Consider the following 15,727-nt stretch of genomic DNA (forward strand, 5'->3'; position numbering starts at 1 on the left):
TTCCCCGAAATTCGCGTAATTTTGCGGGCTATTGTCCACAAAAATATGTTGATACCCTGCACTGTGCAAGGGTTGGGATTGGAGTAAATTGCCGCGTTATTCACTTGTCTAATTACCGAATAATCTGAGAAAATGGCTGGAAAAATTATAGAGCGGGTCATCGAGGAAGAAATGAAGAGTGCTTACATCGACTATTCGATGTCAGTGATCGTTTCCCGCGCCTTGCCAGACGTCCGCGACGGACTCAAACCGGTACACCGCAGGGTTTTGTACGGAATGACCGATCTCGGTCTGGGCGCAAGCAGGCCTTATAAGAAGTCGGCGAGGATCGTCGGTGAAGTTTTGGGTAAGTATCACCCACACGGCGATAGTTCTGTGTATGATGCCATGGTGCGTATGGCCCAAGATTGGAGTCTGCGTTATCCTTTGGTCGATGGTCAGGGCAACTTTGGATCGATTGACGGTGATCCACCCGCAGCGATGCGTTATACAGAAGCACGCCTTCGCCGCATTGCAGAAGAGATGTTGGCCGATATTGACAAAGAAACCGTCGATTTCAGGCCCAACTTTGACGATTCGTTAAAGGAGCCAAGTGTCCTTCCTGCCAAGGTTCCCAACTTGCTCATCAACGGAGCGAGCGGGATTGCCGTGGGTATGGCCACCAATATGGCCCCACATAACATCACGGAGGTGATTACCGCGACGATCGCCTACATTGAAAACCGCGACATCACCATCGCCGAGCTGACCAAAATCGTGATTGCGCCCGATTTTCCTACCGGAGGCATCATTTATGGGTACGAAGGTGTCATGCGTGCATTCGAGACCGGTCGCGGCCGCGTGGTCGTGCGTGCACGTGCCCGCATCGAGGAGCAGCCCAACGGCCGTGAATGGATCATCATCGAGGAAATTCCCTACCAGGTCAACAAGGGAAATTTGCTCGTCGGCATCGGCCAACTCATCAATGAAAAGAAGCTCGAAGGCATTTCAGACCTGAGAGACGAAAGCGACCGCGACGGTATGCGGATCGTGTTTGAGATCAAGCGCGATGCGATGGCCAATGTGGTCTTGAACCACCTTTATAAGTATACGCCGCTGCAGCAGTCGTTTGGTGTCAATAACGTGGCCTTGGTCAATGGCCGCCCGATGACGCTGAACCTCAAGGAGCAGATCAAATACTACGTGATCCACCGTCATGAAGTGGTGGTGCGTCGTACGGAATTCCTGTTGCGTGAGGCCGAAAAGCGCGCCCACATCTTGGAAGGTTTGTTGATCGCCTTGGACCACTTGGACGAGGTGATTGCCCTGATTCGCGCTTCACAAAGCCCGGATGTGGCCCGCGAAGGGCTGATGACCACTTTTGGCCTCAGCGAAATCCAATCGCGCGCGATTCTTGACATGCGTCTGCAGCGCCTTACCGGCCTCGAGCGTGACAAAATCCGCGAGGAGTACAACGAGTTGATGAAAATCATCAACTACTATAAAGAGGTGTTGGCAAGCGAGCCGCTGCGCATGGAAATCATCACTGCGGAACTGATCGAGATGCGCGAGAAGTACGGCGATGAGCGCCGCACGAGCATCGAGTATGCCGCAGGCGACATGAGCATGGAGGATTTGATCCCCAACGAGGAGGTCATCATCACCGTTTCGCACGAAGGGTATATCAAACGCACGTTGACCAGCGAAATCCGCAGTCAGAAGCGCGGCGGGAGAGGAGCCAAGGCGGCAGGAACCAAGGATACCGACTTCATCGAGCACTTGTTTACCGCTTGGACCCACAATTACCTCATATTCTTCACGCAAAAGGGCAAATGCTATTGGTTGCGTGTGTATGAAGTGCCGGAAGGTAGCAAGCAGAGCAAGGGCAGGGCGATCCAGAACCTGATTCAGATCGATCCGGACGATAAGATCAAGACCTTCATTACGGTGCAGGACTTGAAAAACGAGGATGCGCTCAACAATACGTCGGTGATCATGTGTACCCGTCAGGGTGTGATCAAAAAGACCTTGTTGGAGGCTTACTCCCGGCCACGTGCCAATGGTATCAACGCCATCAACATCAACGACGACGACATGTTGTTGGAAGCCAAGTTGGTGAAGCCGGGCGAAGAAGTCGTGATCGGTTTGCGTTCAGGCCGTGCGATCCGCTTCCCAGAGGATCAAACCCGCAACATGGGCCGTTCATCGACCGGTGTGCGCGGTGTGACTTTGGCACATAAGAAGGATGCTGTCGTGGGCATGGTGATCATCCATGAACCGAATGCCACCTTGCTCGTTGTGAGCGAAAACGGATTTGGAAAGCGTTCCAGCATCGAGGACTATCGCCGCACCAAGCGTGGTGGCAAGGGTGTCAAGACGATCAACATCACGGAAAAGACGGGTGATCTGATTTCGATCATGTCGGTGAGCGATACGACCAATGACTTGATGATCATCACCAAAAACGGAATCACGATCCGTACGCCGCTCGGCAACATCCGGGAGGCAGGCCGTGCAACGCAGGGTGTGCGCTTGATCAAGCTCAACGACGGTGACCAAATTGCAGCCGTGACCAAGGTCATGGAGGCCGAGGAGGAGGAAGTCGAATTGGTCGAAGGTGCAGACGCTGTTGTCAGTGGTCCTGAGGCAACCGTTGAAGGCGATGCGCCTGAAGTCAACGGTGGCGATGATGCTCCGGTTGAATAGTAAAATAGACGGTCAGGCCCTTCCGGGCTTGCTCGTGATAGATTGAAATATGTCGGATGTCAATGCCTTTGGGCTTTTTTGCGAAGCAATTGAAAAGGTTGCACCGTAAGAAAGTCCAGAGGTGACACCCGACATTGTTTTTCAAGGCGTTCTTTAGGGGTCGGAGGCTCGTTTTTAGCCGCTTTGGCTTCGAAGTTGCTCCGATTCCATCAGCTTAGTGGTGTTGATCTTTCGTTATTCTTGGCAATTGAAACAATAACTGCGAAATTGGCACTGAAATGGATAGAGGGGACTTGGATTTGAATTCGAGAACATAGATTTAGATAAAATATCCTACATCATGAAAAAATCGGTTTTGTTGATGATGTTTTTGATGCTCTTGACGGGCACGTTGGCTTGGGCCCAACCAGGGGACTCCAAGATTGAAACAGGCATCATTAATTTTCAAAATGGGGACTTCAAAAAGGCATTGGATGCTTTGAATGAAGGCCTTTCTGACCCAGGCGTACTCAAGCCCAAAAATTTGCCACGTGGATATTACCACCGTGCTTTGGCTAAAATTCAAGTAATGGGGGCAACAGCGCAGGCCTTGAAAGGTGCCACACCGACCGAGGAACAAGCGAAGTCCTTGGAAGACATGCTGATGGGTGCTTACGATGACTTGAAAAAGGCGCGTGCCACCGATGACGGTAAATGGGGTAAAAAGGTCGATGTTGAATTGGCGAAGCTGAACTTCGGCTTCAAGCAAAGCGGTTTGGCTGCCCTGAATATGACCTATGACAAAGGAACTTCTCCGGAGACCAAAAAGGAGGCCTATCAAAGTTTGGTTGATTTGATGAACCTTTCGATCGAGATCGATGCGACTGACTATTTCCCTTTTGACATGCGTGCGCAAGGCAAGTTGGGCCTCGCAGACTCCGTTGGTGCACTTGCTGATTTCACGACTGCCGCTAAATTGATCGAAGGGAATACCCATACTCGCCCTGACTTGTTCATCGCTTATACCTATTACCGCAAGGCGATCATCGAGCGCTACAATCAGCATAGTGTGGATGCCGCACTTACCTCCATCGAAAAAGGCAAGGCTGTGATGGAAAAGGAATGGGCCAAAATCACGGCGAAAAAGGCGGAAATGAAGCCTGAGGATTTTGCCAAACAAGAAAAGCAGTACAACGACGGCATGGAAGACCTTGGCAAGTTTGAATTGGACTTGCTGTTGAATGCCCCTGAGAAATTGCAGCAGGCCATTGACAAGTTCAAGGATGCAATTGTCAAGGAACCCAAAAATTACGTGCTACACGTTGCCTATGCGCAGTTGTTGGAGAAAGTAAAGAAAAGCGACGATGCCGCAGTGGTCTATGAAAAGGCAACTGTGATCGACCCAAGCAAGCAAATGGCTTGGTTCAACTTGGGCGCCATGTACGTGAACAAGGCCGTCGAACTCTATACGGAAGCCAACAAGATCAGTGATGATCCAGCAAAGGCCAAGGCCTTACAAGCTGAAGGTGATGTATTGTTCAAAAAGGCTCTTCCTTACCTTCAGAAGGCCAATGAGATTGACAAGTGTGACGGCGATACCCTCAGGGCATTGCTCCAACTCACCATCAACCTTCAATTGACCGACGAATACAAGAAATATAAGGACATCGAAAAAGCCTGCAAAGGCGGTTGATTGTCTGAGAAATTTGGCAAAAAGGCTTCCCAAATCGATTGGGGAGCCTTTTTGTTTTGAGAGGGGAATGAATTGCTGGAAAAATCCAGACAAAATCCGTCATAAAACTTACGTATTTGGTGGATGTATCGGCAAATGTTGCTTGTTTTTAAGACGGGCTGCCTCTAATTTTGCCTCCTAGAATCAATTCTTGGAAAAGAAAAAACACTCATGAAAGCATTTTTTGTAACGATCGCGTTGGTTTTTGGGCTGGGAATCAGTGCCATGGCGCAAAACGAGGGTCCCACCACGCATTTTACGATCGGCGTTCTCGATCAAATGGGCAAACTTGAGCTCTCGCGTATCTACGTGACACAAGTGAGCAAGCTCAACATGTTGTTGCCGTACATCCCGTTCAACCAGAAAGGCGATGCCGTATCGCTCGCAGGTATGGGTATTCCGGACACGAAAGACAACAATGGTTTCATCAAGCAACTTGACTCCAGCAGCGGTTCGCACAATGAGACTTTGGATCAGACACTGAACATCATCATTCCTTACGCCGACAAAAACGACATCATCAAGTCGATTCTTTTCTTGCAAAGCATGATCGAGCACATCGAATCAGGGCTGTAAGTGAAAAGTTCATAGTGAAAAGTGAAAAGTGGGAACCAGTCAAACGGTGACACTTTTCACTTTTTGTTTTCCATTCTTCAAGACGGTTTGCAGGACACGTGAACAATGAAAAGCCTCTAAATGGGACTTATCACTTTTCACTTTTTGTTTTCCAATCTTCAAGACGGTTTGCAGGACACGTGAACAATGAAAAGCCTCCAAAAGGGACTTTTCACTTTTAGTTTTTCACTTTTCACTTTTTGTTTTCCAATCTTCAAGACGGTTTGCAGGACACGTGAACAATGAAAAGCCTCCAAAAGGGACTTTTCACTTTTAGTTTTTCACTTTTCACTTTTTGTTTTCCAATCTTCAAGACGGTTTGCAGGACAAGTGAACATGAAAAGCCTCCAAAAGGGACTTTTCACTTTTAGTTTTTCACTTTTCACTTCTCAGTATTTTTGGATCTGATTGGGAAGATTGATCCGCAAGGAACCGAGAATGCTCAACGAGCTGTTGTTGTTTTCCTTCCGATACCGGCCCTCGAGGTCTGCGTAAGCATCCAAACTCAGCAATCGATAAGATAGCCTTCCGTACAATTGGGTGATTTTCAGCGGATCGCCTTGCCCGACAACGTTGTTGTAGTCTTGTACCCTCGTGGTATAGGGTTTGAAAATATCGCCTCCGTAGTTCAGCCCGTTGATGTCTCGCCCCTTGAGGACGGAGTTCATCATCAGAAGCGCAGACCAACGGGGAAAAGGTTGATAACGCAAAATCAAGTTTACATCGTGGGCATTGGCGCCGTAGGCATAGCCCAAAGGCTGCCCATAATGCGAATAGCTCGCGCTGGGATTAAAGTGGGAATAGGTATAGGGCCTTACCCAGTTGTATTCCATTTGCAGATCAAGCCCGCGCAGCCAAAAGGCATCGATGTACTTGATTCCGAATTGGTAGCCAAATTTATTGCCGACATAGCCCGGGCCGATGGTGCGGTTCCGAAAGTTAAGGTCATCCAGCAAAAATTGACCGTAGTGCTGGAATCGCTTCAACGCATTCAGCTTCCAATGGAGGCCGAGCATTGAATTGTCTGGCGAACCCAATGATTGTTCAACGGAACGGTAAAAAATGATAGGATTCATGTATTCCAATTCAAATCCACGGTTTCCGCCCGGCAGATGCGGCGAATAAACCACAGATTCGAAGAGACCAACGGAAAATTGCTTCCAAGGCTTGTAGTTCAGTTCGTGCATCACGGCATACTTCTTTGGAAACGTACCATAGCCGTCGGGTTTGCCCTTGATGAAATCGGTCATCAAGGCGAAGTGGTTGATGTATTCGAGTTTCCAAATGCGGGTATTGAGGTTGAGGAAGAAGTAGTCTGTTGCTTGATCATTGAGCAGGAGGCTCTGATGACCGTTTCCAAGAAATGCGCGGTCCTTGCCGAGTTTCAGCCGGAATTGTTTTCCAGGGCTGTAGGTGACATAGCCTCTCGCGGTGAAGTAGTCAAAACCGGTATTGGGGGCTACATCAAAGGTCTTCACAAAGTTCTGACCATATAAAACGCCGAGATCGGCATAGCTTCCCCTGACAAACTGGGGCAACTTTGCTTGGTTTTCAGAGACTTCTGTAAAGAATCCCAGCCGATTGGAGATGGAGCCCCGCAGTTGCACGCCACGGGAATTTCTATAATTGAAAAGTCCGATTTGGGAGTTGTCAAGGGTATAGTTGTGTTGATCCATACCTCCGGCAATATGGCCGATCACGTTGGCATATAGCCTTACTTTACCGTTTGCATAATGAAACAGATCCCGCTGATTTTTGAAGAAGTACTTCAAAACCCCCTTTTTGGCGTTGGCGTTGGCAAAGTCATCGTCTGCCGAGAGTCTCGTAAGGCGAAGCCATTCGCGTTCAGTGGGTTTCATAGCCGAGGTGTCGGCAGCGGCAAAAATTTCAGAAACGGCTTGCCGGCTATAGGGTTTTTGGTCTGTATGAACGGTTCCGCCTGTAACACCCTTGATATCAAGGCGATCAATGAAGTGATAAGCCTCGTGCTGCAAAGGAAGGTCGGCATCTTGGGCGAATGCATTTGTTCCGATTGCGAACATTAGTGCAGCCCAAATTATTCTCTGAAAATTCATGACGCTAAGATATTCATTCTCTTCTTTGAAACCATACAAGCACCAATTTTTACCGTTCGCCACCAAAACAGCCTCCTTGGCGTGAAGGTACATGTCGTGACATGTGGATTTGAAACCGAAATTCTTTACATTTGTGATTGGTCATTTAGTATAAAGACATGTTGAGAGAATCTACGACTTTATCCAAAGGCTTGCTTGCCCGCTTTAGAAGTTCATCATTTTTGCTATTGCTTGCTTTAGGAGCTGCTTCGAGCGCCAATGCACAGTACTGTGCATCCAACGCGACGAGCACCTTTGACTCCAATATTGGCCTGGTACAGGTCAATACGATTAACAACAGCACCTTGGGTGTTTGCGCATCTTACAGCAATTTCACCTCTCAAAGCACCAATCTCACGATTGGTAGCAATTATTCCATCACCGTGACGGCTGGAACATGTGGAGGTAACTACACCAAATACGGTAAAGCCTATGTTGACTGGAACCATGATTTTGATTTTCTCGATCCTAACGAGCAGATCGCGGCATTTGGTCCAGCACCAGCCACCAATACCTTCACTACGCCTTTCACAGTGCCGTTTGCAGCCTTGCTTGGCCCAGCTCGTTTGCGTGTAGTGGTGGTGGAAACCGGTACACTTGGATCCGTCAATTCCTGTGGTACTTACACATGGGGCGAAACCGAGGATTACACCGTCAACGTGCTTCCATCTGCACCTAATGATATGGGTGCGACCGTGATCATTAACCCCAACTCAGGTTGTAACTTGACGTCAACAGAGCAGGTTCAGATCACTGTGACCAATTTTGGAACCAACACACAAACGGCTTGGAACGTTGGCTACCGTGTCAATGGCGGTGCTCCGGTGATCGCCCCGATGACCGGCAACCTCGTTTCGGGTGCCTCTACCAACCATACGTTTGCGGTTCCTGCCAACTTGAGTGTGCCTGGCACATACACGATCAAGTCATGGACCTCGCTTGCGGGAGATGCATACGGTGGCAATGACACTGTTACCAAAGTCGTTACGGGTATTCCCGGGGTTTCAACCTATCCATATTTCGAGAATTTTGAAGCCGGCAATGGTGGATGGCTCCCTGGCGGCACAGCGAATACTTGGGCCTATGGTACGCCTGCCAAGACGACGATTATTGGCGCGGCATCCGGCACAAAGGCTTACGTCACAGGTGGTGTAGGTACTACGCCCTATAACAACAACGAGCAATCGTATGTGCTTGGCCCCTGCTTTGACTTTGCAACCCTTCAGAACCCTTGGGTCTCCATGAAAATCTGGTGGGCCTCCGAATTTGGTTGGGACGGTACAAACCTTCAGTCCTCAACGGATTTTGGCAATACATGGGTCAATGTCGGAGCCTATTTGGATCCGGGAAACTGGTACAATGACAATACGATCGTGGGTCAACCAGGTGGTTCTGGCGAAGGCTGGACGGGCGGTGCTTTCGGAAATACCAGCGGTTCAGGTGGTTGGGTCACGGCAGCGCACAGACTCGACGGCTTGGCTGGTTTGGGTTCCATCCGCTTCCGTATGACTTTTGCTTCCGATGGTTCTGTAAATGCCGACGGTGTTGCATTTGATGACTTCAGAATCGCTGAAGGCCCGGTTTGCAACTTGGGTCCTGATCAGTTGCTTTGTGGCGGCGATACGATCGTGTTGGACGCCGGTCCCTATGCCTCATTTTTGTGGACACCCGGTGGTCAAACGACCCGTTACAAAACGATCACCCAAAACAACACTGGTCTTCAAATCGTCAAAATTACCGACTCAAACGGGTTCTATGACTATGACTCGGTATTGGTTTCTTTGTCGAATCCATATTTGAATATCGGTCCTGACTCAAGTATTTGCCCTGGCGACACGGTGATGTTGGACGCGTTGTTCCACAACGGCGCAAGCTATGTTTGGAACACTGGCGCCACGACGCAAACCTACCCTGCAACCTTGGGTGGCACGTATTGGGTAGAAATCACCGACTCTGCAGGTTGTCAGAAAACGGATTCGATGACATTGACCATTTTCACGCCTCCGTCCTTGAGCCTCGGGTCTGATACCACGGTTTGTGCCAATACCCCCGTTATTCTCGATGCAGGCACGGGTCCGGTTGGAACAATCTATCAATGGAATACCTCAAGTCAAACCCAAGTTTTGGTGGTGACTTCGGCAGGACAGTATAGTGCAAGCGTGACAACCCCTGGCGGATGTGCTGCCGTCGATACCGTTGAGGTTTTCCATTACCCGACCCCGGGTGTCAATTTGGGACCCAATCGCGTCGAATGTGGCGCCTTTACCTTGGATGCTGGTCCAAATGCCACAAGCTATCTCTGGAGTACAGGTGCGACAACGCAGACCATCAGTGGTTCCACGGCAGGTAACTACAGCGTGACCGTGACCAATCAATACGGTTGTGCGGCCACCGACGTGGTCAGCATCACGATTGGTACGGTTCCGACAGTTTCATTGAGCGCGCCACAATTGCTTTGCAATGGTCAAACAGCGGCCTTGGATGCTGGCAATCCGGGTAGCACCTATCTCTGGAGCACGGGCGCAACGTCTCAGGTGATCACGGTATCGACTGCAGGCACCTATATCGTCAATGTCACCAACGCCAATGGCTGCACCGGTCGAGACACCATTTTGATTTCAGTTTCGACATTGGCCGTCAACCTTGGTCCAAATACCAATATTTGCGACAATGGTACCCAAACGCTGAATGCTGGAAATCCGGGAATGACCTTCCTGTGGAGCAATGGCGCAAGTTCACAGTCGATCGTGGTCGCCCAACCTGGCACGTATTCCGTGACGGTTACCGATCTACAGGGTTGCAGTGCAGGCGATAATATCATCTTGTCCCAAGTACCGGGTGTCTATGCCAATATTAGCGCACCTTCGACGGCATCTTTGTTCTTCCCCGTTCAGTTCACCGACATCAGCACGGGTAACCCCACGCAATGGACTTGGTGGTTTGGCGATGGATTGACGAGCAACCAACAGAATCCGGTGCACAATTACAGTGCGATTGGCCTTTACACAGTGACGTTGATCGCTTCGGATGGCTTCTGCCGTGATACCTTCACAACGACGATTGACGTGAACAACTACGTTGGAGTGGACGAAAGCAGCTTTGCAGCTGCAATCAACCTGTACCCCAATCCCTCTGATGGCCTCTTCAATCTTTATCTTGAACTCTTCAAGCGCAATGACCTTGAAATCAAGGTTACTGACCTGAGTGGCAAGGTTGTGTTTGCCGAATTGGTTCGTAAAGCAATTACCTACAAGGGTGAAATTGATTTGAAAGATCTTTCTAAGGGCGTTTATATCCTATCCTTGCAAGCGGGAGAGAATAAAATCTACCGCAAGCTCGTGATTCAATAATCGCGCTTTAGATTCTTTCTTCTATAGTTCGCCTCAGTCCAAAACTGAGGCGAACTTGTTTTTTGTGGCAAAGACAATCCCAGCTGTAGAGGATAGCGCTTCGTTCGCGACATCGTGGTCTTGTTTCCAAGCAATCACGTCAACTTGAATGTCGTGAATTTGGCCATTGAATACGGGGCTTTCATCGAAAAGCTTGCTTAAAACCATGCATTTGGCTAAATTGCAGATTCTTAAAGCGTTCGTAATTTAAGGATCACAAAATGAATCAACTTTTGCGCGTTTATTCACTTTTAGCCTTGCTTTTCTTGTATTCAGGCAGCGTTTTTGCGGCGTTGAATGGTGCCTATACCATCGGGTCGGGACCAGCCACCGGGACGAATTACCTGACGTTTTCTTCGGCAGTTTCAGACATGGTTTCTGGTGTGCGGGCTGACGGTGGACCCGCCAATGGAGTCGGAGTCTCAGGTCCGGTTGTGTTCACCGTGGCCGCAGGAACTTACAATGAGCAGATTTTGATCCCCGTCATTACGGGTGCATCGCCGCTCAATACGATCACTTTTGATGGGGTGGACCCATTGACCCGCGTGATCACTTGGTCAAGCGTCACTTCCGGTGATTACACCATTCGCCTGAATGGTGCGGACTACATTCGATTTCTGAACCTTGGAATTGCCAATCCGGGAGCGACTTTTGGCTTTGGTGTGCAGTTGCTTGCAGGAGCAGACAACAACATTATCAATGGATGTCGCATCGTTCTCCCCAGTACCTCCACAGGTTCTACAAAAGTGGGTATTTGTGCCGCAACGACCTACACGACCCTGGGTTTGTTTGCCTCCAATCTTTCCTTGATCAACAATACGATCATCGGAGGCTACATTGGTGTGACCGTGAATGGCCCAAGTGGCACGCAAGCGACTGGTCTTACCATGACTGGGAATACGATCACAGATGCTTATTATTCAGGTATGTACATCAGCTACATCAACCTGATGAATGCCTCGCAAAACACCATTCTGATGCGAAACGGATACGCATCGGGGTATGGTGCGCAGTTGCGTTATTGCTCGCAGTTTGACTTCTCACGGAATTCAATTCAAAGAGCGGGTCTTTATGGTGTTTATTTGATTGGCACCAACTTCAATATGAACAACCCCGCCAATCTCACCAACAACATGATTGGAGGTGGTTTTCAAACCACGGGAACTAGCTACGGCATCTACCTGACGACCAACCGTTTTTTGAATATCTACCACAACAGTGTTTTGTGTGACAACAGCTCCGGATCTGGTTCGCGGGCCCTCTATGTCTTGGGTACGAGCAATGACCTGAACATTCAGAACAACTCCTTTGCAACGACGGTCGCGGGCTCCGCGAGTTATGCCATGTACGTCACCTCGACGACTGCATTGGCTTCTTGTGATTACAACAACTATTACACGGCAGGCAATACGCTTGCTTATTTTCAAGCAGCCTATGCCACTTTGCCAGCGTTGCAACTGGCTTATCCAGGATTCAATCAGAATTGCCAGGTTGGTTGGCCCAACTACAATTCCAACACGGATTTGCATACAACTGGAGCGCCTTTGAGCAACTGGGCGGTCAATATTCCCGCAGTTACCAACGATATCGACGGCAACACACGGCCACTTCCGCCGGATTTGATCAAGGATGTAGGTGCTGACGAATTTAATGTTCCACTTGTGGACTTGGACATCGCACAGTTGGTGAACCCCTTGGTGCCTACCATTGGTGCAAATTCAGTGCAGGTCAGGTTGCAAAACAATGGAGGCAATTCGCAGAATGGAACGCCGGTAACCCTTCAGTATTCAACCGATGGTGGTGCTACTTGGCCCGTCACGCAGGTTTTTACGCCTACCACCTTGGGAGCGATCGGAAATCAGGAGACATTTACCTTTACAACGCCTTGGACGATTTCTACAGCCGGCAACTACAACTTCTGCGTTCGCATCAATCCGCAGTTGTTGGGAGATCCTGACGGGAGTGATCAGCTTTGCCTGAGTGTTTGCACGGGAATGTCAGGTACCTACACTGTCAATGGCGGCCTTGCCACGGGTGGTACCAATTACAACAATTTTTATGATCTCAGTGCCGCGCTTGGCGGTTGTGGAATTTCAGGTCCGGTGCTCGTCAATGTCGTGCCAGGCGTTTACAACCAATCATTTACCATTGGTCACATCAATGGTGTTTCTTCCATCAACACCGTAACCATCGACGGTGGCGATACTTCGTTGGTGACGATTCAAGCGAGTATTTCGACGGCCAACGGCTCGATCATTACCTTGGACAGCGCGGATTATGTCACCTTCAGGGGGATCAAAGTGAATTCCTTGGGGGTAACCTACGGTAGCTGTTTCAAATTGACCAACGGTGCCAACAATGTCACCATCGACAGTTGTGCCTTGGTGATGCCCGCGAATGCCACATCTGCCTATCATATCGGTGTGCTTTCCTCCGGAACCACCTATTCCACCTACGGCAATCATGCCAATGATCTGACTGTGAGCAATAACGTGATTCGTGGCGGATACTACGGTGTGAGGATCAATGGGATCAGTACAACCGCCTATTGTAATGGAAACCGGATTCTCAACAACAAGATCAGTCATTTCTACTACTACGGAATCTATTCTTACTACCAAAGCACGCCTGAATTCCGTGGGAATACGATCATCAGTAGGACCTCGGGAACATTCAGCACGTCGTCGTATGGGATTTATGCCTACTATGCGCAAGGCTCCTTCCGTATCGAAGACAACGTTGTTCATTCTGTAGGCAACTATGGCGTCTATTTGAACTTTGGCAATGCGAATAACTCAGGTACCGGTCGCATCGTCAACAACATGATCGGAGGCAATTTTCAAAGTACAGGAACCGCCTATGGCCTTTACATGGCATCCAGCAAAGACATTGATGTTTACCACAACAGTATCTATCTGGGTGATAACAGTGGCTATGTCGTTTACGTGGTCGGCAGCCCACCTACCGTGGACAGCCTACGTTTTGTAAACAATATTTTTGATGCAGGAGGATCTTTCCCCGGCATCGGAGGCAGGACTTTCTACGCGGCAAATTCGGCAACCGTTCAAAGATTGGACTACAACCTGTATCACTCGCGTGGTAGTCAATTCGCGGTTTGGGGTGGCATCACCTACGCATCGTTTCTTACTTGGAGGCAAGGTGCTCCGCTGGTAAATGTGAATTCGGTCAGTGATGATCCGGGCTTTGTCGGACCTACCAATTTGCATCTTGTTTGCAGCCCTAGCGACAACCTGGGTACGCCTTTGGGCATCAATTTGGATATTGACAAGCAAACACGCTCGCTTTCGACGCCTGATATGGGAGCCGATGAGTTCACAAGTATCACGGTAAGCACGAGCCTTGGACCTGATACTGCCTACTGCGGATCACAAGTCATTTATGCAGATACGGTCGCATTCGAGCAGTTTCAGTGGGGCGGTGTCAATCAATATTTGCCATTTACCAACGTAGATACGACTGGATTTTATTCGGTTTATGTGATTGATTCCAACAATTGCCGTGCTACGGATACGGTCTACATCGTGATTGACAGCCTTCCGATGCTTGCCTATGAAGGTGATACCGTGACGGTCTGCAATACAACGATCCTTGATGCTCAAAATGCGGGAAGCACATATCAATGGAGTAACGGTGCACAAACGCAAACCACCACTCCTGCAAACGCAGGCATGTATTTCGTGACGGTGACAACCACAGCGGGATGTAGTCTCACAGATAGCGTTTTGGTGAATCTGAATGCAAATCCGACCCTCGAATTGGGGCCTGACACGACATTCTGTCTGGGTGCAGGCGCGTTATTGGATGCTGGGGCTGGGCCAACAGGGACGACCTACCAATGGAATACTGGGGCAACGACGCAAATCGTGGTCATCACATCGCCTGGCAGCTACTTTGTGACCGTGACCTCCGCCCAAGGCTGCGTCTCCACGGATAGCGTGTTTATGAACATTTTGCAGGCACCGGTATTGAACCTGGGTCCCAATCATACCGCTTGCGGTCCTGAAATACTGGATGCTGGGAACACGGGTGCATCCTATCAATGGAGTACAGGTTCCAATGCCCAGACCATCACCGTGAATTCGTCAGGAACCTATTCGGTGACCGTGACCAACGGTGCTGGTTGTCAGACGGTTGATAACATCACCATTACCATGGGTTCGACACCGCAGGTCGCCTTGGGTCCCAACCTTCTGCTCTGTGGAGGTCAAACGGCAACATTGGATGCCGGTAATCCAGGTAGTACTTATGCCTGGAGTTCAGGTGCAACGACGCAGACGATCACCGTTTCTGCAGCGGGAACCTACATTGTGAGCGTTACCAACCAAGGTGGGTGCGTCGGGCATGATACCATTTCCGTCACGCAAAGCACGCTGTCAGTGAATCTCGGACCGAATACCAACATCTGCGACAACAGTACCCAAACCTTGAATGCAGGTAATCCAGGGATGACCTATCTCTGGAGCAACGGTGCAAGCTCGCAGTCGGTGGTCGTCAATCAGCCGGGAACCTATTCGGTTACCGTGACCGATGGCTTGGGATGCACTGCAGGTGACAATATCATTTTGTCGCAGGTGCCTGGGGTCTATGCAGGAATTTCGGCGCAAGCCACGGCTAACCTCTATGCGCCTGTACCCTTCACAGATGCAAGCACCGGAGGCGTAACCACTTGGTTTTGGGACTTTGGTGATGCCCAGACCAGCACACTGCAAAATCCAGTTCATTCCTACCTTGCGTTGGGCGTCTACACCGTGACGTTGATTGTGACCGATGGTTTCTGTCGCGATACAACTACCACTATGGTCGATGTCAACCAATATGTGAAAGTCGACGATGCCTCGTTTGCTGCTTCATTGGACATTTATCCCAATCCTTCGAATGGCCTTTTCCATTTGTATTTGGAATTGCACAAACGCAGCGATGTTGATCTGCGCGTGATGGATCTCAGCGGAAAGGTGGTCTACCAAGACCAATTGCGCCGCGCCGTCAGCTATCAAGGTGATCTCGATTTGAGCAATTTGAGCAAGGGTGTTTATGTGCTAACGCTGGAGTCCAGCGGTCAGCGCATTTTCCAAAAGTTGGTCATTCAATAGCCTTCGCAACTTGAAGGATGGTTTTTGGCTTCGAAAATGCCTGGAACCTGATTGTGGCCCGAAAATTCTCAGGATTTTCGGGCCACAACTTTTTAACGTCCC

General features: G+C 49.5%; 6 protein-coding genes. 5 read left to right on the forward strand and 1 reads right to left on the reverse strand.

Translation table 11 applies throughout. The features are described from left to right. Positions 1–132 precede the first annotated feature (132 nt). The 3 genes from gyrA to IPN95_23260 all read left to right on the forward strand — a co-directional run bounded on the left by gyrA (position 133) and on the right by IPN95_23260 (position 4,972). On the forward strand, positions 133–2,685 hold the full coding sequence (gyrA, locus tag IPN95_23250; protein ID MBK9452284.1) for a DNA gyrase subunit A: 2,553 nt from the start codon (positions 133–135) through the stop codon (positions 2,683–2,685). Between the two features lie 340 nt (positions 2,686–3,025). Then, the gene (locus IPN95_23255) at positions 3,026–4,357 is read left to right on the forward strand and encodes a hypothetical protein (GenBank protein ID MBK9452285.1); all 1,332 of its coding nucleotides are present in this window, start codon (positions 3,026–3,028) and stop codon (positions 4,355–4,357) included. A gap of 210 nt (positions 4,358–4,567) precedes the next feature. Next, a complete protein-coding gene (locus IPN95_23260; GenBank protein MBK9452286.1) occupies positions 4,568–4,972 on the forward strand; it encodes a hypothetical protein in 405 nt (134 codons plus the stop codon). 428 nt (positions 4,973–5,400) lie between these two features. On the opposite strand, the gene IPN95_23265 is transcribed toward IPN95_23260, so the two are convergent. Next, positions 5,401–7,053: a hypothetical protein gene (locus IPN95_23265; GenBank protein MBK9452287.1), complete on the reverse strand. Its 1,653-nt coding sequence runs from the start codon at positions 7,051–7,053 to the stop codon at positions 5,401–5,403. A gap of 191 nt (positions 7,054–7,244) precedes the next feature. Between IPN95_23265 and IPN95_23270 the strand changes: the two genes are divergently transcribed. Further along, a complete protein-coding gene (locus IPN95_23270) occupies positions 7,245–10,475 on the forward strand; it encodes a T9SS type A sorting domain-containing protein (GenBank protein ID MBK9452288.1) in 3,231 nt (1,076 codons plus the stop codon). A gap of 260 nt (positions 10,476–10,735) precedes the next feature. Further along, positions 10,736–15,625: a T9SS type A sorting domain-containing protein gene (locus IPN95_23275; protein MBK9452289.1), complete on the forward strand. Its 4,890-nt coding sequence runs from the start codon at positions 10,736–10,738 to the stop codon at positions 15,623–15,625. Positions 15,626–15,727 lie beyond the last annotated feature (102 nt).

This window comes from Bacteroidota bacterium, from assembly GCA_016718825.1.
In the GTDB taxonomy this organism is placed as follows: Bacteria; Bacteroidota; Bacteroidia; order J057; family JADKCL01; genus JADKCL01.